The organism is Nitrospira sp., assembly GCA_037045225.1.
GTDB lineage: Bacteria > Nitrospirota > Nitrospiria > Nitrospirales > Nitrospiraceae > Nitrospira_A.
Genome location: JBAOHZ010000009.1, coordinates 3,445,232 through 3,468,325, shown reverse-complemented (window position 1 = coordinate 3,468,325; position 23,094 = coordinate 3,445,232). Strand labels below are relative to the sequence as shown.

Below are 23,094 nucleotides of genomic sequence, written 5' to 3'. Positions count from 1 at the left end.
ACTCAGCATCCGAGCGGAACCACATCACCGCTCTTCTAGACGTCCCCTACGCGAGCTTGAACTGGGCGACTGAGGAATTGAGGCCTTCGGCTAATTTCGCCATATCCTCGATCGTGAGACGCGTGGAATCCGTCTGCTTTTGCGTCGCCACGGCGCCACCGGTGAACTCCTTAATGGCACGACCGACTTTTTCCGTCGATGCGGTCTGTTCCGATGCCGCGCTTGCGATGTTCTCAGCCAGCTCGGAAGAGCGTTTGGCAATGCCTGAAATTTCGGCGAACACGTCACCGGTTCGAAGAGCGGAAGCGGATCCGGCTTCCACGGCCTGCGTTTCGTGTTCCATCGCCACAACCGCATCCTGTGTTTCTGTCTGAATGACTTTCACCAGATCAGCAATTTCACGGGTGGCCTGCGTCGAGCTTTCCGCCAACTTTCTGACCTGATCGGCAACCACTGCGAATCGTGCACCGGCCTCACCGGCGCCGGCCGCTTCGATCGCGGCGTTGAGCGCCAGCAAGTTTGTTTGATTCGCGATATCACGGATCGTCGACACGATCTGGGAAATTTCGAGAGACCGATCGCCAAGGCCCTTCACCTGCTTCGACATACGTTGCACCGCGGAACGAATGCTCTGCATATCGCGCACCGTCTCTTGCACCGCGACGTTCCCGCGCTCGGTGGCTGACAGCACCTGCTTCGCAGAATCGGACGACGCGCCGGCCGTGGTGGCCACCTGACGCATACCGGCCGCAAGCTGTTCAACCGCACCCAGTGTACGTACGGACTCTTCCGCCTGCGACTTGGCGGTTCCGGACATGTGACCGGCTGAATCACGCAAGGTACCGGCCGATTTATTGACTCGATCGGCCGCCTCACGCACCTGTTTCAACAATTGTCCGAATCGCGCGATCATGAGGTTGAAACCGTCCGCGAGGTTTCCGAACATATCGGCCGTCACCTCACCTCGTTTGGTCAAGTCTCCTTTACCGACTTCGGATACCAACACGAGGAATTGCATGAGGCGTTTCTGCATGAGGTCGCGTTCTTCCTCCGTCGACACCAAGGCCGTAATACGATCGAGCATGGAATTGAACGCCGTGGCCATCTGACCCAGCTCATCATGCGATTGGACTTTCGCGCGAGCCTGCAGATTACCGCCGGCGGCTTGTGTCGCGACACCGGCGATGTGCGTGATACCGCGCGACAGGAACGTTGCCAAGAGGTATCCGACGAAACTACCCAGCGCCACGGCGACCAGACCGCCGACGATCAGAATGACCGTTCCGTTACTGGCTAGGGATTGCGCGTCGTCGTTGAGATCCTTGGCCACCGCTTCAATCGAGGAAACCTGCTCATTGTGACGCTTGACCGCGTTTTCGAACGATGGTGTCAGGTTGACCGTCAACGCCAAGACGCCGAGGGCGCGCATCTGATCGGCCTGTCCGGACGAGAGCATCGTTTTATCGAAACTGTCCACCATCGCGCTGAGCGCACCGTCGGCGTCCTGGAAGTATTTTTTCAGCGCCGGCTCAAATAACGACAAATCCTTTGTTTCATCGCGTCCCGAGCGCGACAGGCGCAGGGTCGTGCTCTTGTAGTTCGAGACCGCTTTATCGACTTCGGCTTTCAAGGGAGCCAGCTTAGTCACTTCCTGGGCAAAGTCGGCCTGCTTGGTCGCCGTCGCAACGTCCAGGAGTACCTGGTGATGCTTGGTCAACGCGGTACCCATCTTGGCGAATTCGGCCAACGGCTGCGTGTAGTCCGTATACACCATCTGCGACTGACTACTGAGCTGGCGCAGGGTAAATACACCGACGCTGGCCATGACCAGGATAATGGCGCTGACAAGACCGAAACTGACCAGCAGCTTCGTCTTTGTTTTCATGTCCTGAAATTTGTTCTTGAAGCCTTGCCCGATCATGGTGCGCTCCTCCTTGTTCTGCTGTCCCTCAAAATCCGGTGGCCGGCCGCATACGTGTGCGGTGTCACAAGCCTACGTCGTGTCAAGTTCCTACGGGTTACGCGTTCGCAACTGCCGTGCTGCCTCCGTCAACCTGCGCAAAAAGCTGCGGGATCTCCAACACCCCTCCCAGCCGCTCGTCCAGGCGAAGCACGGCCGATACGCACGGGCGCGCCCCTGCCGGTCCGGCTTGCATCGCCGGCAACAGATGCTCGGGACTGATGGTGTGGATCTCAGGAACGTGATCGACGAGCACACCGATTTGACGACTACCCTGGCGAATGACCACCGCAAACGGCAGTGCGGTTTCCGTCACGGACAGGCCAAGACTTCCCCGTAAATCAATCAGCGTAATGACCGTACCTCGGAGATTGGTCACGCCGGTCAACAGGCTCGGCGCAGCAGGCACGACGGTCACAGATTCCACCTCAAACACTTCACTCACATGCCGGAGATCGACGGCAAACAGTTCGCCGCCTAGCGTCAAGACGCACATACGCAAGGGACCGTCGAGCTTCGCGGCAGAAGACCTCGATGAGCTGGAGGATCCGTGAGCCGGGGATGAAGCTGACGATTGAGGGTAGATCGTTGGAACGTTGTCCATAGATTAGTTCAGCGCCCGCTTGACGGCGGCGACCAAATCTTCGGCCTTGAACGGCTTCACCACATACCCGTTAGCGCCCTGTTGCTGGCCCCAAAACTTGTCGCTCTCCTGCCCCTTGGAGGTGCAGAGCACGATCGGAATCCCTTTGAAGCGGTCATCGCTTTTCAAGTCGCGGCAGGCTTGAAAGCCGTTCCGCCCCGGCATCACCACATCCAAGACGATCAGGTCCGGCTTATCGACCGCCAACTTGTCTTCGAGTTTGTCGGAATTCGGATACGACACGACCGTATGATTCGCCGCTTTGAGATAGCCTTCGATCAACTGCAGCTCGGCGTACGAATCATCGACAACAACGATCTTGCTCATGAGTACATCCCCCCTTCAAACCTGCTAAATGTGTGCGAATGACTTCCTGTTGATCCGACCACTCCGGTTACCGCATGGGAATCACGATGCTGATCGCACCGGCCAGATCGCCTTCATGCCACCCTTCCTTCTTGGCGCCGGTAATATCGCGTTCCCCTTTGGGATTGCCATGACACCCCAGGCACGTGCTTGCGGCATACTCCGGATCCATCATGCGGAGCACCGGCTTGCCGTCCAACATCGTAGCCTTGCTGTACGGCTGGCCCTTGGGGTGGCGCGTGTCGGAAAAAATCCTCAGCACTTCCGATTCGAAGTCATCCGGACGATTCCCGGGATAGCGATAGTCGATACCCGTCAACTTGATACGGATCCCGGTTTTTCGATAAAAGCGCTCACCGGACTTTCTGGCGAACACGGCAGGAATAATGCCTTTGAAACCAACGCCTTGCTTGTTGATCACCGGCTGGGCTTCATCGATGACCTCCTTCTCGGATTCCACCATGGCGAGAAAAAGCGGAGCTTGCGGCACGGTGCTGGGCCGACTCAGGTCGATCTTAGTGGCCTTGCGAAATCGCTCGACGACCTGGGCCGTCAAAAAGTCGCCGGTAAAGCCCTTGTCGCCCTTGCTGGCGTCATTGATCGTGGCTTGATGCTCGGAAATCACACCGCGCCCCACCTGCAATAACTTAATGAGCAACTCGGCTGTTTCCACCTCGGTATTGGCCGCTGCCGGAACAGCCACGCCCATGCAAGCCATGGTCAATGCCGCCGCAATTGTGTTGAAGAAATGAGTCGCCATGCCCCCTCCTCCCGCCGGTCGCAAATCGCCTAACCAAATCACACGCTTAAGTGAGTCTGTCTCTCACCAAAGATAGCGCAAAATTCTCCGTTGACAATTTCATGAATCGATGGAGTCGCGCGAAACCTATGCGCCCCCGGTGAGGTCAGTGCACGATTGGTGCCAAACAAAACAATTAGTTAGGATCTTCGCGGGAAGCTTGGCCGGATCAAGGAACTCGGCGATTTTGCGGATGAATATGTAAGGACGGGCAACTATATGCACTATGATCAGCGAGACTGACCTAGGCGACTAGTTGTTCAAGAATTTGGAGGGAGTGCCAAAGTTTCGTCGCTTTTCCTACGAAACGTCAAAGTCGCTTGGAAACGGTCGCAGGTACGATGCGCCCAGAGATCAGGCGGTTCTTCCGTGACGGAGGAGTTCCCAGATCGAGGTGAGATCAAGATGTTGTTGCACGTGGTCGGCCCATCGATCCAGCGCATCCACTCGTTGTTGATTCACCTGTTGGGAAGCAGCAAGGTCGGCAACGGGAAGACCCTTTCTCGTGCGTAATCGGTTCAGCCACGTGCGACGGCAGAGGGGCTCGTCGAACAGCCCATGAATATAGGTGCCCCACACCAACCCGTCGTCACTCACCGCGCCGTCGAAAGAAACAGGCTTCCGTTCGGTTGCCTCGGCGCGTCCGTCGAAACTATTCACTGTTCCCTGAACCTCAAAACACGGTCGATGTGCATGACGATCCGTCCGCCCCATGTGAATGAAATACCCGCGCACCGGTACCGTCGCTGATCCATCAAGATGTATCGCACGCCCCTCAACCTGCTCCGTAATTTTCTCCCGCATCAAGACCGTCGTGACCTGAAGAAAACCAAAGCCCTCGCCGATCCCGCCTGATTCGACCGCATCAGGATCGGCAATCTGTCGCCCGAGCATTTGATAACCGCCGCAGACCCCGACCAATTCTCCACCACGCTGAACATGCACACGCAGCAAGGCTTCAAATCCTTTGCTACGTAGATAGGCCAGATCCGCCAACGTGGTCTTGGAACCGGGGAGCACAATCACATCAGCGCCTACGGCAGCTTCTGGAGCAGATACGTATCGCAGCGACACATCCGGTTCGTCAGCCAACGCGTTGAAGTCGGTGAAGTTGCTCATGTGGGGCAGGAGCACGACCGCAATGTTGATACGATCCGGCTGAAACGCGACCTGCCGTTGGCGATCGACATCGAGACTGTCTTCCTGATCGAGTGCCAGGTCGCGGAGGAACGGCAAGACGCCCAGGACAGGAATGCCAGTCCGCTCCGTCAGAAAACGAACGCCGTCGGCAAACAGCGCCGCGTCTCCCCGGAACTTATTGATGACGATCCCGCAGACCCGGTCACGCTCCTCCGGCGTGATGAGATCAAGCGTACCGATGATCTGCGCGAACACACCGCCGCGATCGATATCCCCGACCAACAGCACCTTCGCATCGGCCATCTCGACGACCGGCCAGTTCACCAGATCACGATCCCGCAAATTTACCTCCGCGGCGCTGCCGGCTCCTTCGATGACCATGACCTCATACTGCGAGGCGAGGCGGTGATAACTGCGTTCCACCGCCTGAAACAATTCGGAATCCCGACCACGCGCAAAATAGGCCCTGGCCTCCCTCGTAGCAAATACTTTCCCCTGCACGATGATCTGAGACCGGGAATCGGATTCCGGCTTCAGCAGAATGGGATTCATATCCACATGGGGAGGAATCCCGCAGGCTTCGGCTTGCAGAGCCTGCGCGCGCCCGATCTCGCCGCCGGCCGGCGTGACAAAGGAGTTCAGCGACATATTCTGCGCCTTGAAGGGCGCGACACGGATACCCGCACGAGACAATAACCGGCAGAGCCCGGACGTGATCATGCTTTTCCCGACATCTGAGCCGGTACCCAAAATCGCAATGGCTGTGGCACGTGGAGATTGGGACATAAAACCTATCGACCGTTTAGCCGCGATGTGTCGCCGCCCACGCTGTCGCGCGCGCCAACCCTTGCGTAAGGCAGTCGGCGACGACCTTTCCGATCAAGGATCCGATCATGGTATGAGTTCCGGCATAATCCGACCGGGGGCCGTCCCCTCGCAAGGCACAGGCGACAACCACCGCATCCGTCCCCGTGCCGGTCGCACCGGGACGACCGGTCCAGCTGGGCACGGCATGGTCACGCAACACTCCGGTCTTACTCTCCGTCACTACCTGCACGGCACACACCATGGCCGACGCGGCGAGACAGGCATTCGTTGCCACCATGAGATTGATCGTCCCCGCTCGGTTGACTGTGCAGTCCCCCTCTTCCCGCACCGGCACCTCACCTGCCCGCACCGCGTTTGTCACACCAACCGTGGCAAAACACTCGACCCAGATTCCATCCTGTTCATCACGGCAGGTCACAACCTGCTTCATGGGAACCGCTGTCATCAGCCCGACACAATCCGGATCTACGCCCAGGCCTAACGCGATTCGTTTGAGGTACCGTGCAGGATGTTCCCACTTCGAATGAGATCCTTGCAGCGGAGGATTGGCCGGCACCTGATGATTCATAATGTAGCGCGTGGTTCGAAGCCCACCCCCTCTCGGAGCAGACGACAGCACCCGCCTACGAGTCCCGAGATCGACAATGAGCGTGTCTTGAGCAATTCGATAGTGCGTGGTGAAACCCTTCGGGCGCATCATCGTCATGCGCCACCCTTGCGAAGCAGAGCCGACAGGGCCCGCAGGAGGCGATCATTGTCGGCCCGCGAGCGAACCGCGACGCGCACCGAACGACCATTCAATCCAGGCACCTGCGAACAATCCCGAATCAGGAGTCCCTGCCGGCGAAGCGCAGATACCACCGCCACCGTTTTTCTCCCGACCGGCAATTCCATCAGCAGAAAATTGGCGGCGGAAGGAACGACCGTGCACCCGGGCAACTCGGACAATGCCTTCTGAAAACGGGCTCGCTCCCGTTCCATGAATCGAAGGCTTCTCTCGGTGTGACGCACATCCTGCAAGGCGGCGAGCGCGGTTCGCTGCGCCAACATGTTCACCGACCAGGGCGGCTGTTGCCCCGCCATGCGTGCAATCACGCGCGGCTTGGCCACCGCATATCCCACACGGAGTCCCGGCAATCCATAAAACTTGGTAAAGCTTCGCAACACGATGGTCCGTGCAGGAAGCGGCTCCGGCAAGATCGACGCATGATTCGCATATTCGGCGAAGGTTTCGTCCACGATACACCACAGCCCCTGGCGAGCAGCCAGACGTGCAAGCCTCCTGACAGCAGCAGCTTCGCAGGCCTGACCGGTGGGACTATTGGGATTACAGAGGAGCACCGCATCAATGGGATCGACACCGCCCGCAGGCAGCCGACGCGTCCGCAACGCCGTGAGAACCAGTTCCAGTGGAGGACGATACCCGTCGGCTCTCTCCGCCATCAGCATGGTGACCTGTCCCCCGGAACCTGTCATCGCCTCGGCATATTCGGAGAAGGTCGGGCCAATCAGCAACAGATGCCGGATCTCCAGCGCCCTAGGAAGGAGATGGATCAACTCGGTCGACCCGTTGCCGATCAGAAACTGCTCATCCGGACGATGCCAATATCCAGCAAGTCCTTGCCGTAGTTCCCAACAGGCCGGGTCTGGATAATGAGCGAGTAACGCTTCTGCTGCTCGCAGGATCCGCACTGCGGCGGGAGACGGCCCCAAGGGATTGATGCTGGCGCTAAAATCCAGCAGTCGATGGAGATCTCGCCGTAACTCACGGGCTGCCGCATACACATTCCCGCCATGACCGATGCGCGTCATGATACCCACAAGGAGAGCAGCGCAAAGAACAGACCGAGTCCGGCCGCGACCACCATGATGCGCGTAGCCTGGTCAACGTGAGCGATTGTCAGTGCCGTGGTGTCATCACCGATCAATTCGCCGTCGTGAGCCACGCCGTCATAGTAGTTCAGCCCGCCGAGTTGCACGCCCAAGGCGCCGGCCATGGCCGCTTCCGGTATGCCGCTGTTCGGACTGAGATGTTTGCCGCCGTCCCGATCCAGGATGGACCAACTGTCGTGAACACGATGCCACTCGGCGGTCGCCAAACCAGAAGCCAGTGCGATGAAACCGCCCGTCAATCTGGCCGGCACCCAATTCATCACATCGTCTAATCTGGCAGACGCCCAGCCAAAATGCTCATACCGCTCATCGTGATGTCCCACCATCGAGTCCAGCGTATTCACCGCCTTGTAGGCCAGGGCGAGCGGCGCGCCGCCGAGGGAGAGATACACCAGCGGCGCAATAATGCCATCGGCAGTGCTCTCGGCGATGGTCTCCACGGTGGCGCGGACGACTTCAGGTTCCGTCAACGTCGCGCTGTCCCGGCCGACAATCCTGGCCACGGCCTCGCGCGCTCCGGCCAGGTTTCCCTGCTGCAACTGACGGCTGACCGCCTGGACATGATCGAAGAGATCCCGACCCGCCAGTGTGGTATACGCCAAGCCGATACTGACCAGTTGTCCAAGTAGCGGTGACACCATGGCCGCCTGCGCAATCAGACACGTGGCCGCCGCATAGATCGCCACCGGTAACCCCAGTGCGAGACAGGCCCCGGCGATTTGCAAAGATTGATCACTGCGGCAGACGGTTCTGACCTGATTATCGAACCAGGAAATAACCACGCCCATGCCCCGCACAGGATGAGGCATCCAACGGGGATCTCCCGCGACGACATCCAATACCGCTGCCAGCACCAACTCACCACCGGTCATCGCGCCATCACCAGCAGCGGGATCATGACCAGGAACAGCAGTTCGACCAATTCATTCGTGGCGCCGAGCAAGTCTCCCGTCACTCCACCGAACCATACTCGACAACCCCGCCGCACAATCATCACCACGAGTGCTCCCATCCCCATCGTCGCAACCGCCGCCATCACCCCTAATCCAGCCGTCAGCGCGCAGACCAACACAAGACTCGAGAGCAAGACATGCTGCCAGGACAGATGAGTCAGAAACGCCGCGGCCAACCCCCCTTCGCTCCTGGCATAGGGAGAACCCCAGGCGACTGAGACCATTGCCCAACGCCCCAATGCCGGCATACAGAGCAACACGGGAAGGCGAACCGGTTGAGGTAGGGCAAGCAACCCGGCATAACGCAACAGCAGAGAGAGGAAAAGACCGGTCGCGCCCAATGCCCCGACGCTCGGATCACGCATGATGCGCAGCCGATCGGCCGCCGTGCGCCCGCCGGCCAACCCATCGATGGTGTCTGCCAGGCCGTCTTGATGCAGTCCGCGCGTCATGAGCACCAGCAGGACGATCAGCAGGACATTCACCACCTCAGCCGTCAGCAACAGGCTCAAGCCGAAGTCTGCTGTCGCGAGTAATCCGCCGATCAGAAGCCCGACCGTGGAGTACCAGGCCATCGACGTCGCCAACTCGGCAGACGACGGCTCATGGTGGCGCCGACTGATCGGAATCGCGGTGAGAAAATGCCAGGCAAAGACAAAGGGTCTCGTCATGGCGACAATCTCAGTCACGTTGCGACACCCCGGCTTCTTCGAACGTCGCCATCTCGGTGAGAATCTTAATTGAGGCCTGCACCAGGCTCATACCCAGGCAGGCGCCAGTCCCTTCGCCTAACCGCAGGTCGAGATCGAGCAACGGCTTCAGCCCCAGATGGTCAAGGATCGCCTGATGCCCTCGTTCCACCGAACGATGCGACGCAATCAGGTAGTCACGACAGAGCGGCTGCAACCCCATCGCAATCAACGCCGCAGCACCGGCAATAAACCCATCCAACACCACAGGCACCCGTGCGGCTGACGCCCCCAGGATCAGCCCGGCCAGGCCGGCTATTTCGAGGCCGCCCACCTTCGCGAGCACATCGATGGCATCGGCTCGGTTCGGACGATGCCGATCGAGCGCCTGCTCAATCACGGCGACTTTTCGGGCATGGCCCGCTGCGTCGATGCCGGTCCCTCGACCCGTCACCTCAGCAACCACCACGCCGGTCATCACCGAGGTAATCGCTGCGCTCGGCGTCGTGTTGCCGATGCCCATTTCGCCGGTCCCGATCAGGCCGACTCCTTCACGCCCGGATTCCATGGCCAACCCGATCCCGACCTCCACCGCTTGCACGGCCTGGTCACGACTCATGGCCGACTCTACCAGCAGATTGTTCGTACCCGGCATCACCTTCTTGTGAATGAGCCCCGGCACCGAACCGAAGTCATACGCCACGCCGATATCCACCACCCGCACCTCGACTCCGGCGTGACGCGCGAGCACATTCACCCCGGCGCCGCCACGCAGGAAGTTCAGCACCATTTGCGGCGTGACTTCACGCGGGTAGGCGCTCACACCTTCAGTCGCTACGCCGTGATCAGCCGCAAACGTAAATACGACCCCGCGCGGCACAGCCGGCTTCACCTCGCCGGTAATCGTGGCATACCGCACCGCGGTGTCTTCCAGCCGCCCCAGGCTACCCAAGGGTTTCGTCAACCGGTCGAGGCGGGATTGCGTCCGCGCGGCAATCGCCTGATCCACAGGTTGAATTCGTCCCAACACCTCCTGAAGCGTCATCGAGTTTTCTTCCCTCTCATTTAAGCCTAAGCGTCTGGCCGCTGATGACAAAGTAGACTTCGTCGGCCGCTGCCGCGATCTGTTGGTTGACCCGACCGGCGACATCGCGAAACGCCCGCGCACTGCGACTCGTGGGCACCAGCCCGAAGCCCAACTCGTTGCTCACCAGCACTACCCGCGCCTTCGTAGCACGGATGGCCTGAAGCAATTCCTCCACGCGTGGGACCATCTCCGCCCCGGCGATCCGACGCCCACACACATTACTTAACCAAAGTGTCAGACAATCCACCACGACGGTGCGATAGGCCTGTCCGTCCGCTCGAAACCAGGCAGCCAGGTCACGCGGCACCTCGGCGGTGATCCAGTCGGCAGGACGAGTCTCGCGATGCCGCGCAATACGCGCTTTCATTTCACCGTCCAGCGCCTGCCCTGTCGCAACAAAGGCTTTGGGCGCTCGGCGGCCCGCCCGATCGAGCGCCGCCTGACTTTTTCCCGACGCCGCTCCGCCCAGCACCAGAATAAGACGCGATGCGGTGGCCGAATACTTCTTCATCGGCTTACTCGGCGCTCGCGCCGGATTCACGTTGCCACAGGAACTCCGGCTCTCCCTGGGTCTTTGACACCCAGCGCGCGAGGACAAACAGCGCATCACTCAACCGGTTCAGGTACTTATTCAGCTCGACCGCCACCGGTTCCTCACGGCTCAACCGGATGCAGATGCGTTCCGCGCGGCGACAGATCGTTCGTGCCTGGTGGAGCGTCGCCGAGACCGTTCCGCCACCGGGCAGAATAAACTCCTTGAGCGGGGCCAACTCCTCCTGACATCGATCGATGATCTGCTCGAGTTTCGTCACATCCTTCGCCGTCACCTCCGGCATATTGGGAAACGTCTGGCCCGGCGCGGTGGCCAGAATGCTTCCGATATCGAAGAGCTTGTTCTGCACCCAGCGCAGATCCGACTCCAGTTGTGTCGCAGCGGCAGACTCGCTCCCGGCTTCGACGTTCATCGCCCGCACCAGCCCCACAGAGGCATTCAACTCATCGACCGTACCGTAGGCTTCGACCCGCAGGCAGTCCTTCCAAACCTGTTGGCCACCGGCTAATCTCGTTTGGCCCGCGTCGCCGGTTCTCGTATAGACTTTGGTGATCCGCATCTCCGGTTTCCCCCTTCTCGCCGCACTCTATTGCCCCATAACTCGTAGTGCACCAATTCCTGCACCGGAAGTCTGGCCCGCCAGCCCGCAGTTTCGAGGTCGGGCTTGGGCGCAAACTCTGATACGTAGCCGAGGCAAAGGTAGGCCAACACCTTGACCGGTCTCGGGATACCGAGCACCTGCTTTAATGCGGTATGACTCAAGATGCTCACCCATCCAACCCCAATGCCTTCAGCCCGTGCCGCCAACCACAGATTCTGAATGGCGCAACAGGTACTATACAGATCCGTATCCCGCACGGTCGATCGTCCGAGAACCTGAGGCCCGCCCCGTTGCCGACTGCACGTCACGCAGAGATTCACCGCTGACTCCTCGATCCCCTCGAGCTTCAGGGTTCGATACAAATCCGCGCGAGGTTTCTTATAACGCAGCGCCGCAGCCTCATTCGTCTTCACAAAGAGCTGCTTCACCGCCCGCTTCGTCTCAGGGGCCCGCACAATGACAAAATCCCAGGGCTGCATGAAGCCCACCGATCCGGCATGATGGGCCGCGTTCAACAAACGGGCGAGGACCGCATCGGGGATCGGCTTCGGCAGGAAATTCCGGCGAACGTCTCGGCGCTCAAAAATAGCCCGATACACCGCTTCACGCTCGGCGGGGGAAAAGGGCTCCTGCGACTCCAAGCCCACCGGAGCCACCACGCCTCGTGTATTAGTCGCCATGGGGCTCGTTCTGCGACGGTGTCGGCCCCAACACACCGCTCGCCACGTGCTGCAGGCAGGTGGGACACAGGCAATCCTTGAACCGGGCCGCGATCCAATCCATCTGCGCTTCAGTAATGCCGATCTTCCCGCACCAGCACTGATACCCGCCACATTCGAATGGCGTCCGGCAATGCTCACACGTTTTGGTGACCGGCCCCCTCAAAACTCCACCCCCGCCTGTGCCTTGACGCCTGTGCGGAACGGATGCTTGACCTGCTTCATCTCCGTCACCAAATCCGCCGCGTCGATCAATTCATCCGGAGCTCCTCTGCCGGTGATGACCACATGTTGCATCACCGGCCGCTCCTGCAGACGCGGCAGCACGTCAGCCACCGCCACATAACCATGCCGGAGCGCAATGTTGAACTCATCCAGAATCACCATCGCATAAGAGGGATCACGCATGAACTCGCAGGCCTTGGCCCAGGCCGCTTGCGCATGGCTCGTATCCCGCTCCCGATCCTGTGTCTCCCAGGTATAACCTTCGCCCATACGGAGGAACGTCACCCGCTCGCCGAACGATCTCAGGATGCGCTCCTCCGCCGTGTCGATTGCGCCCTTGATGAATTGCACGACGGCCACCTTCATCCCATGGCCAAGACAACGCAGCGCCATGCCGAGCGCGGCGGTCGTTTTTCCCTTTCCCGCGCCGGTGTACACGATCAGTAGCCCCTTCTCGTCCTGCGCGGCTTCGATCCGACGATCGACGGAGGCCTTCAAACGTTGCATCTTTGCTGTATGCTCGTCTTGTTCCGTCATTTTATCCTTTCGTTGCAGAGGCCTGCACTCCGCGCAGGCGGCGGGCAGTTCCCAGCAGATCGGCCACGACGGCCGGCTGACTGCCGAAGTGCAGGTGACTGTACAACGCAAGAGTATTCCCCATCGTCAAGCCGTCATGCCCGGCAGGTTTTCCCGCTGCATCCGACAGGATACAGGCATGATGGAGCTCCCCGGTTGGTTCGAGTCTCGAATAATGAAACTCATGCCCGCGCACCACGGTCCCGGCTCCACCCAGGATGCAGGATTGAGCGACCTCCACGGTTCGATAGCCTAGCGTCATCCCGTCTTTCCGCATGACTGCATCCGCCGGAAACAGCCCGACCATGGCATGTCGCCGACCTTCACCATCACGAATGGCCTCCGTCAAATACATCAGCCCGCCACATTCGGCGTACACCGCCCCGCCGCGCCGGGCAAAGGTCTGCACCGCCCCGCGCATGGAGACGTTGGCCGCCAAGGTCTCGCCGTACAGTTCGGGGTAACCGCCTCCAAAATACAGCAGATCAACGACCGGCAATTCGGCGTCGCGGAGCGGTGAAAACATGACGAGCTCCGCCCCTGCGGCTTCCAGCAAGTCCAAGTTATCCTGATAATAAAAACAAAAGGCGGCATCATACGCCACGCCGACTCGAACCGGTTGTTCCTTTGCTATCGGTCTCGTGATCGGGAGATCTTCTCCCGGCAATGCACCGGCGGAGCGAGCCAAAGCCTCCACCCGATCCAAGTCGATTGTGGCTACGGCAGATCGAGCCAGTCGGTCATACAAGTCACCCTGCCCTTGCTCAATGGCAGTTCTCAGGCCGAGATGGCGATCCTGAATCGTCACCGAGGCATCAGGCTGCAGATATCCCACAACGGTCAGGTCCGTTTCTGCCTCCACCGCCTCCCGCAGCAACCGATAGTGGCCCTCACTCCGCACGCGATTGAACAGGACTCCGCGAACCTGTACAGCCGGGTCGAATTTCGCGTACCCGGACACCATGGCTGCGGCCGATCTCGCCATCGCGCTCCCATCGATCACCAATAGGACCGGTGCGTTCAGCTGTTTCGCCAGTTCCGCCGTGCTGCCCTGTTCATGCACCGGGGAGCTGCCGTCGAACAGCCCCATCATGCCTTCAATGACCGACAGGTCCGCATCCGCAGAGGCACGCGCAAAGATGGCGCGGTTGGCGGCGTCCCCTAACATCCAGCCATCCAGATTTCGCGAAGGCCGCCCGGTCACCGCCTGGTGATGGCCGGGATCGATAAAGTCCGGGCCGCCTTTGAACGGCTGCACCACCAGCCCTCGAGCTTTTAATGCAGCCATGAGGGCCAGGCTGACCGTGGTTTTGCCGACACCACTCTGGGTGCCGGCAATGACCAGACGCGGACATGGCATCAGACGACTACCCACCGCTCGCCATCATGTTTTCCCGCCAAACGTGACCCGTACACCGCCGAAGATCGAGCGGATGGGCACACCGGCGCTGGCCACTTCTTCGTATTTCTCATTGAACAAGTTTTCAGCCCGAAGATACGCTTGTAGCTGCTTCGTCACATCATAGGTCACAGCCAACGACCAGACGTCGAACGCCGACAACGGCTGCCGATCGCCGGTGGTATTGAAGCGCGAGCCCACGTACCTGCCGATCAGCGTAATCCAGAGCGGATCGATGGGCTGATACGCGACGGATGCGCTCCACTGGTCGGTCGCCCAACGAGGAAGGCGGGCATGGCTAACCAAATCTCGGGTGAGGGTGTTGGTGTAGTTCGCCTGCACCACGACGCCCTTCAGGAATGGACGATCGCTGGAATAGGTATAGGAGACCCCGGCTTCCCACCCTTTCGTGGAGGCTTCACCGATCTGCTGCGGGCAGAACCCAAACGTACTGAACGGCGCGCAAAATGCCGGATCGAACGTGGTCGTGATCAAATTCCGATAGCGATTCCAGAAAAACCCTCCCGTAAACTTGAGCTGCTTGGAGAAGAAATATTGATCGATCCCCACGTCCATACTTTGGCTCTTTTCCGTTCCCAATCGGGAATTACCGAAATTGGGAAAATACAATTCATTCATCGTAGGAGCCCGGAACCCCGTGGAGTAGCTGCCTCGAATTTTCGTGTCGGTTTCTTTGTGGTAATACCCACCGGTCAGTCGATAGGTCGTCGCATCGCCGAAGACGTTGTAACTGTCATGGCGGAGGCCCGCGGTGGCGAATACACGGTCCCACAAATTGAATTGGGCTTGCGCGAATCCGGCATTGGAACTCAGAATCCGATTGGTGAGCCCTGTATCATTCTCGCCCTGTTGTTCGCGAAATTGATACCCCGCACTCAATAACAACAACTTCGTGATTTGGAAATTGTGCTGCCACTCCAACCGATTCGAGAGCACACGAATTTCGTTATTGGAGTTGAAGGGCGTACTGAATGCCCCTGTGATCAGACTGCGCTGCAACGTGCCTGATAAAAACTGCGAGGCCTCCTGCGCACGTGCAAGGGTGAGCTTCTGGGACCACCAGGTCGTGATCGGCTGCTCATAACTGCCGCTAAACACATATTCCTGGCTCCGATTTTTTGAGCCATAGACGTCGTTTGGAGAGGTCGCGGAGATATTGTCGAGCTGGACATCGGAGTTCATCCAGCGCATCGTGAAATCGAATCGCCCATCGTGCGGAAGATTCACCCCAATCCGGCCCGAGCCCTGCCAGTTGCGATATGAATCCCGCTCGGTGGCGCCACGCCGATAGTTGACGGCCGAGAAACTGGAGGTATCCCATCGGGACAGGGAGAGGCTGTAATCAATGATGCCCTGCTTCCCGGACACCGTGCCCCCTTCACGAAGGGAGGCGAAGGACCCGTATTCCATGAAGCCGGTGGCCGAGAGCGGCCCCTGGCCCTTCTTCGTGACGATGTTGATGACGCCGCCCATGGCGTCGGACCCCCACAACATACTTTGCGCGCCGCGGAGAATTTCCACGCGCTCGATATTATCGGTCGTCAGGTTGGCAAAATTGTAACTGCCGACCGTACCGCTGTTCACAATGGCACCATCGATCAACACCAGGGTTTGGTTTGCACTGCCGCCCCGGATTTTGGCCGTCACTTCGGTGCCGGGCCCGCCGCTTGAAAAGACCGCCACGCCTTGGGCTAACCGCAGAGCATCCACCACGCTCCGGATGTTTTGTTTTTTCATGTCCTCCGCCGTGATGACTTCCACCGCGCTGGTGACATGACTCACCGGGACCGGGGTTTTCGTTGCCGAGACGACGACTTCCTCGGCGAACACGATCGGCTCGGGCTCCACAGGCTCTTCAGCAGAGGCCACCGCCAGCCAAACAGGAGGGACACTCATGGCACAGCACAATATGAAATAGACAGACCAGTTCCTAACCATCACCGACATACTGACACTCCCTTTCGCTCGAAGGGCTCAGTCGTAACAGCCGTCCAGTTGGGTCTCCTGACTTGCGGATCACCGTTTCTCTGCGCCTTCCCAACCGGAGCGTCAATCGTCTCTCGTGAAACGTCTCTCGCACGCTCTCAGAGGCCTGCGAGTCACGCTTCACCAGCGACGCTTCACGAACCAAGTCAGTGGCTCAATACAGAGTCACTCCCCGCTTACAGTGGCGGCACCGTGATGGATTTGCACCATCTTCCCCGACGCTGACGGCGTCTTCCTGACACTCCGTTCTCCAATGATTACGCGCCCCATCTCGTCACACGGGTGGGCCGGGCGCGAACCCATCCCGCAACAACCGATCACACTCTCAGCGGCACAACCTGTCTCGGCAGCGTAATCCTCGGAAGACCCGATTCCGGATGCGGATCGATCAACACCTCACAGCCATAAACCGTCCGTAACGCATCCACCGACAACACGTCCGACGGCATTCCCATCGCATACACCGACCCTGCGCTCAACATCACGATCCGATCGCAATACTGGCTGGCCAGGTTCAAATCATGGGACACAATGACGACCGTCAGGCCCTGCTCGTCGGTAAGACGACGCAGCACCGAACAAATCTCGAGTTGATGCTGAAGATCGAGAAAGGCGGTCGGCTCATCGAGCAAGAGGACTCGCGGGGTTTGGGCCAAGGCGCACGCAATCATCACGCGTTGACGTTCGCCGCCCGACAAGTTGGTCACCGCGCGCGAAGCGAGATGACCGATGTCCATCGTCGCCATCGCCTGAGCGGCCGCCGCACAATCCTCCCGATCTTCCCAACCGAACCCGAGACTCCATCTGCTCTGTCTGCGATGGGGATACCGCCCCATCAACACCGTTTCCGCCACCGTAAAGGGAAAGGCCGGCGCACTCTCCTGCGGGACAAAGGCTACGGTCCGCGCCGTCTCCTCTCGCGAAAGATCGGCCAGATTTCGCCCGAAGAGCGAGAGGGTTCCCCGCTGAGGCATCGCGAGTTTGGCCAGGAGTTTCACAAGAGACGTTTTGCCCGACCCGTTGGGTCCGACGATGCCGAGAATTTCGCCTGACTCGACGTGCAGGCTCACATCGCTGAGGACCCATCGACCTTCCCGCCCAGGCGCCCTGCCATAACAGAACGAGGCCCCCTGCACATCGTAGGCATGGTGTTCGTCCGGGTAGGCACCCACCGCTGCATCAGCCTCACCCATCGGGTCGACAGGAATCCTCATGCGAGCCGATCCTTTCGCCACACCAGCAAGTAGACAAAAAACGGGCCGCCCGCGAGGGCCGTAATGATTCCGACCGGGACTTCCGACGGCACAAAGAGGGTCCGGGCCATGGTATCGGCCACCATCAAAAAGATGCCGCCCACGAGCGCCGAGGCCGGCAGGAGCAACCGATGATCGGCCCCGATCACCAGGCGCACCGCGTGAGGAATGACCATCCCGATAAATCCGATCATGCCGCTGACAGACACGACCGCGCCGGTCAACAGCGCCGACACGAGAAAGATGACTCGCTTCGCACGTTCGGTATCGATTCCCAAGGACCGTGCCGGCTCTTCACCTAACGCCAGAATGTTCAGCACCCGCACCTGCTTGAAGAGCAGAAAGAGACCGATCATCAGATACACCGACAGCGCAGCCAACGCAGGATAGGCCGGTGCCGTAAGCGATCCCATGAGCCAGGCCATCATGCCGAAGGAACGATTCGGTTCCATAATCGAGGTGATGAACATGATGAGTGCCGAGAAAATCGCATTCAGGATCACGCCGGCCAGCAGCACGGAGTGGATCGGGAGCCGGTCGTAGGTCGCCGCCATGCGATAGACCACCAGCAAGGCCACCAGTCCGCCCAAAAACCCACAGACCGGCAGGAGGGAGAAGGCAAGCACCGTCGTTCCAATTCCGAACAACACCGCGACGGCCACACCCAACGCGGCCCCGCTGGACACCCCGAGCACATAGGGATCGGCCAGGGGATTTCGCAGCAGGGCTTGCAGCGCCACCCCGACCGACGCCAAGCAGACTCCCACTAAAAATCCAAGAAAGACTCGCGGGAGGCGCACCTGCAGCAAAATAACACTGGTCGTCTTGAGCGCGTCGTTGTCCGTTGGGTGGTCGAACAACGCGGCCGATAACAGGCCGATGATTTTCCCGAATCCGATGTACTGTGTTCCGAGTTGTAGGCAAACCACCGCCAGAATCATTGCGACGACCGACAAACTACCCATGATCAGGAACCAGCGCGCCGGAGTCAGAATGGCCCCCTGGAACAGCCGTTCATGTCCGGTCGTGAGAGCGGAAGGGTGACGGTTCGCGGAAGACAACGGCGGCGAGACCACTGCGGACGCAGGTGACGTAGGGTGGCCGGTTGACGGTATCATGGCTGCACAGGCACGGCTTGGGAAGAGAACGCTTCGGGGTGAATCACCCTGACCAGTTCTTCCAGCCCATCCATGACGCGCGGGCCGGGTCGATTCAACGCATTGGCCGACACTTCGCGCAACCGGTTCTGCTGCACGGCCGTCAGAGTCGTCCAACGCCGCCATTCCTCCTGTTCGCGTCGTGGCACCGTTTCAACCGACCCCATCGGGAAGATCAGCACTTCGGGATCTTCCTTCAACACCGTTTCCATGGTCAGGCGTGGATAGGGTGCGGTCGCGCCGGATGCGATATTGATTCCCCCGGCCAGGCCGATCATCTGGTGGATGTAACTGCCGGGTCCGACCGTGATCAGGGGCCGGCTGTTGATCACATAGAGCACCCGGGTGCGCGGCAAGTGTTCGGTCCGACTGATGATCTCGGCCATCCGGCTTCGCATGGCCGCCGTCATCGCATGAGCTTCCGTCGAACGGTCGAAAATGCGTCCCAGCGTGTGAATGTGCGAGAAAATATTCTCCACGGAGTTGGCTTCGAGCAGGAGCACCGGAATCTTCAGTTCCTCCAGCTTGGCCAACACATTCGCGCGGTGAAATTCGCGCGGCGCAACGATCAATTCCGGCCGGAGGGCGACGAGGGATTCGAGATTCGGGTTGGTGTACCCGACTTTGGATTTGTCCTTGGCGGCCACCGGGAAATCGCAAAACTCCGTCACCCCGACAATCTGCTCGTCCAGCCCCAGCGCAAACAACATCTCCGTGATGCTCGGCGCCAACGACACCACTCGTGTGGGCGCCTTGGCCACATAGAGTTTTCGGCCCGCATCGTCGATGAACGTGCGCGGAGTGATATTGGCCATAAACGGCATGCCCGTCAGGATGCCCTGTTGGCGACGTTTCATCACGGTCTGATCTTCCTGAGAATGTCCAAGCGCAACGGCCACGCAGGCCAACAGCGCATACGCAACGAGTCCGACGAATGCGGCTACGATCCGGCTATGGAGGATGGTTCGACCGGCACGCAAATAAAAAAATCCCCAGGGCCAACGTGGAACCCTGAGGATTGCACCCGCAACATCATCCTCGCCTATTCCCCAGCCCACGAGGGAATAAAGGGTCTCCCTCGGGCAGGTCTTCTGGCTCATGGTTCATCCTACTCCCCGCGCCTTCCCAGCTAGCTCGTGACACGTACCCCGTGAATCGCATGTCGCGTCAAGAACCAGACGCATCATACTTCACGAACAACGCTTCACGGCCACGCGAGTGGCATCGGCGGGTTTCGTCCCCATTTACAGCGGCGGGACCGCGAGGGTTTCTCACCCTCTTCCCTTGACCCGAGGTGTCTTGAAAAGAGCCAAACTCTAGGAGCGCGTACCCAATCTTGTCAAGCTGAAACTTGACGGATCGGGATCTGGTGACCTATCCCGACGCGGGTACATGCGAGATCGTCCGCACCGGCACATTCGGAGACGCGTTATGAGCGATACCGGAGCTTCAAGATGAGGATCGCCAGGGTCAGCACCAGGGTCACCAGATTCGCCAGAATGATGGGCAAGGCACCCAGCATAATCCCATAGATCAACCAGAGAAATACCCCGGTCACGAAGGTGAGGAGCATCCCCAGTGACACATCCTGGGCTGAACGCGTACGCCAAGTCTGTTGCAGTTGAGGAATGAACGCAATGGTGGTAAGGGTACCTGCTAGCAATCCGATGAGCGTAACCTGATCCATATCGACGACCTCACTTGAGTGAACAGTATGAGCGGGCGAGGGCACCCTGGTAGGGAGAATTCACCTCAGCAGCTTGTCATGGCCGGTGACGCTATGGTAGCATCCCCTCCCATCTAAGGACTAGTCGTTGAAAGACGCCGCAACAAAGGAGTAGGGCCGTGGCATTTGCCTGTGATCTCTGTGGAAAGAAGCATCAAACCGGAAATAACGTCAGCCACGCAAACAACAAGACGAAGCGCGTCTTTAATCCCAACCTGCAGCGCGTGAAGGCACTCGTGAACGGGTCGGCCTTGCGCATTCGGGTATGCACGCGTTGCCTGCGGTCCGGCCTGGTCAAAAAAGCCGTCTGATTGCTCCGCTTTTCTCCCCTATCTCGTCAGTTCATCATCTGATCTCACACCCGAGCTTCGCCTCCTCTTCATCTTAGCCACATGGCTCTAGATACCCCTCGCCTCGAAACCGCAATAGGATAGAGAACCATACGTCAAGCCTCCTCAGCCTCCCCCACCCCCCGCTGCCCAAAAACCTCGCACGCCGAAACCAATGCTCGCTTCAACAACGTCACCCTAAGAAGCGCTCCACTCGTTGCCCAGGGCCAGGAGCGAAGGCAGCGCCGGAAGCGGTGCGGTAGACCTGTTCCAGGCGGGGCCTACGATCATGCTCGATAGGGTGTCGTCTGCGACGGCGCGCCGAGGCACCTCACGCCTCATGCTCCACGATCAACTCTCCGGCCCCACCACCACAATAGACGACACCGAAGATTCCACGTAGAATAGCCCGGCGCGCTCTGTCTCTCCACGCACGCCATCGTTTTCCACCTGATCGATCGAGCCGCGCTGAGCAGCGATTCGTGAGCGGCCCAAGGAACCTACATGCAAAAGACTCGCATCATCTGCACGATCGGCCCCGCGACGGAATCCTACGAGATGCTGCACAAGCTCTACGAGGCCGGCATGAGTATCGCTCGGCTCAACATGTCCCACGGCGACCACGAGTCTCACGCCAAGGTCATCCAGCACATCAAGTCACTCAACCGGAAGCTGAAGTTTCCTATCCCCATCCTCCTGGACACGCAAGGTCCGGAAATCCGCACCGGTGATCTCTCCAACGAACTCGACTTGCGGCAGGGCGACATCGTGTCGGTCACGACACGCGGGCCGATGAGCGTCGAGGAAAGCTCGATCCACATCAACTATGCGGACTTGCTTGAGGCGGTCAACGTCGGGGACCGGATCACCGTGGACAACGGGCTGATCAATTTCGAGGTACTGGAGAAGCACGAACGCCACATGCGATGCCGCGTCTTGGACGGTGGGCTCCTGAAGAGCAAACGCCACGTGAACCTCCCCGGTGTCCGCGTCAATCTCCCGTCGATCACGCAAAAGGATATCAAGGATATCCTGTTCGGTTTGGAGCGGGAGGTGGACTTCATCGCCCTGTCGTTCGTGCGCGAGGCCGGGGATATTCAGCAGCTCAAATCGTTAATGGGCGACAAGGTCGGGCGGGTGAAGATCATTGCAAAGATCGAGGACCAGGAAGGGGTCCGGAACCTCGAAGCCATCATCAAGGAATCGGACGGCATTATGGTCGCGCGCGGGGATCTCGGGGTGGAGATCAACCTGGAAGACCTCCCGAATGTCCAGCGCACCATCGTGCGGCTGTGCGCCGAATATGGAAAACGCGTCATTGTGGCAACCCACCTTCTCGAATCGATGATCCACAATCCCTATCCCACCCGGGCTGAGGTCACGGATGTCGCGAATGCGATCTACGAAGAAGCCGATGCCGTCATGCTGTCCGGGGAAACCACGGTGGGTAAGTATCCGGTGAAATGCGTCGAATTCCTCCGCAGGATTGCGCTGAAATCTGAAACGATCCCCGGCTTGCAGTTTGCGAAACACCTGCGCAACGCGGAGAACAAACAACAACTCGCGGCGGCGGCCGTCCAGCTCGCCGAAGGCGTGAAGGCCAAAGGCATCGTCGTGATCACCAGACGAGGACTCATGGCCGATCTCGTCGCCAACTGCCGCCCGTTTGCCACCAATATCTACGCCTTTACCAACATGAGCCAGCCGCGACGGACCATGATGCTCAACCGCGGTGTCCTTCCCTTCAAGATCGATTTCAGTTCGGACCCCGAAAAGACCTTGCAAACCGCGTTCCGGATTCTGAAGGACCGCGAGGGCTTCAAGGCCGGTGACAAGGTCGTGATCATCTCGGACGTCCTCGCCCAACAACGGGTCGATTCGATTCAGATTCGCGACGTTCCCTCCGACGACATTCCGCCCAACATATCCGCAGTGAGTCATTGAGCGAACCACCCCCGCGGGACGTGGTGAATGAGCGGCGCAGCATGATCCTGCACTCATGGCGTGCAGGAAGCGGCGCCGGGCATCGAGCCCACGCTGCGAGCCTTTGCCTCACAGCTCACTGCCTGGCAACCGCCGCCGGCACTCCCTTAACCCACTCCACGGTGAGTTCAACGGCGCACAATAGCGGGACAGCGGCGCCTCCCGCCAAAGGTCCTGCCGGGGTGCGCGTGGTTTTCTCTCCCTCGCC

General features: G+C 59.5%; 22 protein-coding genes and 2 riboswitches. Of the genes, 2 read left to right on the top strand and 20 right to left on the bottom strand.

Features of this window, described 5'->3' with window-relative positions; all coding sequences use genetic code 11:
- Positions 1–46 precede the first annotated feature (46 nt).
- The 20 genes from V9G17_17275 to V9G17_17180 all read right to left on the bottom strand — a co-directional run bounded on the left by V9G17_17275 (position 47) and on the right by V9G17_17180 (position 20,535).
- Positions 47–1,921 carry a methyl-accepting chemotaxis protein gene (locus V9G17_17275; protein MEI2754347.1) on the bottom strand — a complete coding sequence of 625 codons (1,875 nt, stop codon included), beginning with the start codon at positions 1,919–1,921 and terminating at the stop codon, positions 47–49.
- A gap of 97 nt (positions 1,922–2,018) precedes the next feature.
- Positions 2,019–2,456, bottom strand: coding sequence for a chemotaxis protein CheW (locus V9G17_17270; protein MEI2754346.1), 438 nt, complete (start codon positions 2,454–2,456; stop codon positions 2,019–2,021).
- A 111-nt stretch (positions 2,457–2,567) separates the two neighbouring features.
- On the bottom strand, positions 2,568–2,930 hold the full coding sequence (locus tag V9G17_17265; protein ID MEI2754345.1) for a response regulator: 363 nt from the start codon (positions 2,928–2,930) through the stop codon (positions 2,568–2,570).
- 67 nt (positions 2,931–2,997) lie between these two features.
- Positions 2,998–3,729, bottom strand: coding sequence for a DUF3365 domain-containing protein (locus V9G17_17260; GenBank protein MEI2754344.1), 732 nt, complete (start codon positions 3,727–3,729; stop codon positions 2,998–3,000).
- A gap of 393 nt (positions 3,730–4,122) precedes the next feature.
- Positions 4,123–5,694, bottom strand: coding sequence for a cobyric acid synthase (locus V9G17_17255; protein ID MEI2754343.1), 1,572 nt, complete (start codon positions 5,692–5,694; stop codon positions 4,123–4,125).
- Between the two features lie 16 nt (positions 5,695–5,710).
- Positions 5,711–6,442 carry an adenosylcobinamide amidohydrolase gene (locus V9G17_17250; GenBank protein ID MEI2754342.1) on the bottom strand — a complete coding sequence of 244 codons (732 nt, stop codon included), beginning with the start codon at positions 6,440–6,442 and terminating at the stop codon, positions 5,711–5,713.
- Positions 6,439–7,548 (bottom strand): threonine-phosphate decarboxylase CobD, encoded by a 1,110-nt coding sequence (gene cobD / locus V9G17_17245; GenBank protein MEI2754341.1) that lies wholly within the window; start codon positions 7,546–7,548, stop codon positions 6,439–6,441. The genes V9G17_17250 and cobD overlap by 4 nt, the downstream gene beginning before the upstream one ends.
- Complete coding sequence (cbiB, locus tag V9G17_17240) at positions 7,545–8,501, bottom strand: adenosylcobinamide-phosphate synthase CbiB (GenBank protein ID MEI2754340.1); 957 nt, start codon at positions 8,499–8,501, stop codon at positions 7,545–7,547. Before cbiB ends, cobD begins: the two co-directional genes overlap by 4 nt.
- Complete coding sequence (gene cobS / locus V9G17_17235; GenBank protein MEI2754339.1) at positions 8,498–9,271, bottom strand: adenosylcobinamide-GDP ribazoletransferase; 774 nt, start codon at positions 9,269–9,271, stop codon at positions 8,498–8,500. The genes cbiB and cobS overlap by 4 nt, the downstream gene beginning before the upstream one ends.
- On the bottom strand, positions 9,264–10,316 hold the full coding sequence (gene cobT, locus V9G17_17230) for a nicotinate-nucleotide--dimethylbenzimidazole phosphoribosyltransferase (GenBank protein MEI2754338.1): 1,053 nt from the start codon (positions 10,314–10,316) through the stop codon (positions 9,264–9,266). The genes cobS and cobT overlap by 8 nt, the downstream gene beginning before the upstream one ends.
- 16 nt (positions 10,317–10,332) lie before the next feature.
- Positions 10,333–10,869, bottom strand: a complete 537-nt coding sequence (cobU, locus tag V9G17_17225; protein MEI2754337.1) for a bifunctional adenosylcobinamide kinase/adenosylcobinamide-phosphate guanylyltransferase — start codon at positions 10,867–10,869, stop codon at positions 10,333–10,335.
- 4 nt (positions 10,870–10,873) lie between these two features.
- Positions 10,874–11,470, bottom strand: a complete 597-nt coding sequence (locus tag V9G17_17220; GenBank protein MEI2754336.1) for a cob(I)yrinic acid a,c-diamide adenosyltransferase — start codon at positions 11,468–11,470, stop codon at positions 10,874–10,876.
- Positions 11,416–12,192, bottom strand: a complete 777-nt coding sequence (bluB, locus tag V9G17_17215; GenBank protein ID MEI2754335.1) for a 5,6-dimethylbenzimidazole synthase — start codon at positions 12,190–12,192, stop codon at positions 11,416–11,418. Before bluB ends, V9G17_17220 begins: the two co-directional genes overlap by 55 nt.
- A 201-nt stretch (positions 12,193–12,393) precedes the next feature.
- The gene (gene cobO, locus V9G17_17210; protein ID MEI2754334.1) at positions 12,394–12,993 is read right to left on the bottom strand and encodes a cob(I)yrinic acid a,c-diamide adenosyltransferase; all 600 of its coding nucleotides are present in this window, start codon (positions 12,991–12,993) and stop codon (positions 12,394–12,396) included.
- Between the two features lies 1 nt (position 12,994).
- Complete coding sequence (locus V9G17_17205; GenBank protein MEI2754333.1) at positions 12,995–14,392, bottom strand: cobyrinate a,c-diamide synthase; 1,398 nt, start codon at positions 14,390–14,392, stop codon at positions 12,995–12,997.
- 24 nt (positions 14,393–14,416) lie between these two features.
- Positions 14,417–16,348 (bottom strand): TonB-dependent receptor, encoded by a 1,932-nt coding sequence (locus tag V9G17_17200; protein ID MEI2754332.1) that lies wholly within the window; start codon positions 16,346–16,348, stop codon positions 14,417–14,419.
- Positions 16,349–16,428: 80 nt separating this feature from the next.
- A riboswitch (cobalamin riboswitch) is annotated at positions 16,429–16,692 on the bottom strand.
- A gap of 63 nt (positions 16,693–16,755) precedes the next feature.
- Positions 16,756–17,652 carry an ABC transporter ATP-binding protein gene (locus tag V9G17_17195; protein MEI2754331.1) on the bottom strand — a complete coding sequence of 299 codons (897 nt, stop codon included), beginning with the start codon at positions 17,650–17,652 and terminating at the stop codon, positions 16,756–16,758.
- Positions 17,649–18,809 (bottom strand): iron ABC transporter permease, encoded by a 1,161-nt coding sequence (locus tag V9G17_17190; GenBank protein MEI2754330.1) that lies wholly within the window; start codon positions 18,807–18,809, stop codon positions 17,649–17,651. Before V9G17_17190 ends, V9G17_17195 begins: the two co-directional genes overlap by 4 nt.
- Positions 18,806–19,948: a cobalamin-binding protein gene (locus V9G17_17185; protein MEI2754329.1), complete on the bottom strand. Its 1,143-nt coding sequence runs from the start codon at positions 19,946–19,948 to the stop codon at positions 18,806–18,808. Before V9G17_17185 ends, V9G17_17190 begins: the two co-directional genes overlap by 4 nt.
- A riboswitch (cobalamin riboswitch) is annotated at positions 19,912–20,177 on the bottom strand. Its footprint overlaps the gene before it by 37 nt.
- A gap of 100 nt (positions 20,178–20,277) precedes the next feature.
- A complete protein-coding gene (locus tag V9G17_17180; protein ID MEI2754328.1) occupies positions 20,278–20,535 on the bottom strand; it encodes a SemiSWEET transporter in 258 nt (85 codons plus the stop codon).
- A gap of 158 nt (positions 20,536–20,693) precedes the next feature.
- Here V9G17_17180 and rpmB point away from each other — a divergent pair, with 158 nt between their 5' ends.
- Together rpmB and pyk are read left to right on the top strand one after the other, a co-directional pair.
- The gene (gene rpmB / locus V9G17_17175) at positions 20,694–20,885 is read left to right on the top strand and encodes a 50S ribosomal protein L28 (GenBank protein MEI2754327.1); all 192 of its coding nucleotides are present in this window, start codon (positions 20,694–20,696) and stop codon (positions 20,883–20,885) included.
- A 522-nt stretch (positions 20,886–21,407) separates the two neighbouring features.
- Positions 21,408–22,847 (top strand): pyruvate kinase, encoded by a 1,440-nt coding sequence (gene pyk, locus V9G17_17170; GenBank protein MEI2754326.1) that lies wholly within the window; start codon positions 21,408–21,410, stop codon positions 22,845–22,847.
- Positions 22,848–23,094 lie beyond the last annotated feature (247 nt).

What these genes read in the sequence shown, in the direction of transcription:
- V9G17_17275 (MEI2754347.1), bottom strand. Translation starts at nt 1,921, where the DNA reads ATGATCGGGCAAGGCTTCAAGAACAAATTTCAGGACATGAAAACAAAG.
- V9G17_17270 (MEI2754346.1), bottom strand. Translation starts at nt 2,456, where the DNA reads ATGTGCGTCTTGACGCTAGGCGGCGAACTGTTTGCCGTCGATCTCCGG.
- V9G17_17265 (MEI2754345.1), bottom strand. Translation starts at nt 2,930, where the DNA reads ATGAGCAAGATCGTTGTTGTCGATGATTCGTACGCCGAGCTGCAGTTG.
- V9G17_17260 (MEI2754344.1), bottom strand. Translation starts at nt 3,729, where the DNA reads ATGGCGACTCATTTCTTCAACACAATTGCGGCGGCATTGACCATGGCT.
- V9G17_17255 (MEI2754343.1), bottom strand. Translation starts at nt 5,694, where the DNA reads ATGTCCCAATCTCCACGTGCCACAGCCATTGCGATTTTGGGTACCGGC.
- V9G17_17250 (MEI2754342.1), bottom strand. Translation starts at nt 6,442, where the DNA reads ATGACGATGATGCGCCCGAAGGGTTTCACCACGCACTATCGAATTGCT.
- cobD (MEI2754341.1), bottom strand. Translation starts at nt 7,548, where the DNA reads ATGACGCGCATCGGTCATGGCGGGAATGTGTATGCGGCAGCCCGTGAG.
- cbiB (MEI2754340.1), bottom strand. Translation starts at nt 8,501, where the DNA reads ATGACCGGTGGTGAGTTGGTGCTGGCAGCGGTATTGGATGTCGTCGCG.
- cobT (MEI2754338.1), bottom strand. Translation starts at nt 10,316, where the DNA reads ATGACGCTTCAGGAGGTGTTGGGACGAATTCAACCTGTGGATCAGGCG.
- cobU (MEI2754337.1), bottom strand. Translation starts at nt 10,869, where the DNA reads ATGAAGAAGTATTCGGCCACCGCATCGCGTCTTATTCTGGTGCTGGGC.
- V9G17_17220 (MEI2754336.1), bottom strand. Translation starts at nt 11,470, where the DNA reads ATGCGGATCACCAAAGTCTATACGAGAACCGGCGACGCGGGCCAAACG.
- bluB (MEI2754335.1), bottom strand. Translation starts at nt 12,192, where the DNA reads ATGGCGACTAATACACGAGGCGTGGTGGCTCCGGTGGGCTTGGAGTCG.
- cobO (MEI2754334.1), bottom strand. Translation starts at nt 12,993, where the DNA reads ATGACGGAACAAGACGAGCATACAGCAAAGATGCAACGTTTGAAGGCC.
- V9G17_17205 (MEI2754333.1), bottom strand. Translation starts at nt 14,392, where the DNA reads ATGCCATGTCCGCGTCTGGTCATTGCCGGCACCCAGAGTGGTGTCGGC.
- V9G17_17200 (MEI2754332.1), bottom strand. Translation starts at nt 16,348, where the DNA reads ATGAGTGTCCCTCCTGTTTGGCTGGCGGTGGCCTCTGCTGAAGAGCCT.
- V9G17_17195 (MEI2754331.1), bottom strand. Translation starts at nt 17,652, where the DNA reads ATGAGGATTCCTGTCGACCCGATGGGTGAGGCTGATGCAGCGGTGGGT.
- V9G17_17190 (MEI2754330.1), bottom strand. Translation starts at nt 18,809, where the DNA reads ATGATACCGTCAACCGGCCACCCTACGTCACCTGCGTCCGCAGTGGTC.
- V9G17_17185 (MEI2754329.1), bottom strand. Translation starts at nt 19,948, where the DNA reads ATGAGCCAGAAGACCTGCCCGAGGGAGACCCTTTATTCCCTCGTGGGC.
- V9G17_17180 (MEI2754328.1), bottom strand. Translation starts at nt 20,535, where the DNA reads ATGGATCAGGTTACGCTCATCGGATTGCTAGCAGGTACCCTTACCACC.
- pyk (MEI2754326.1), top strand. Translation starts at nt 21,408, where the DNA reads ATGCAAAAGACTCGCATCATCTGCACGATCGGCCCCGCGACGGAATCC.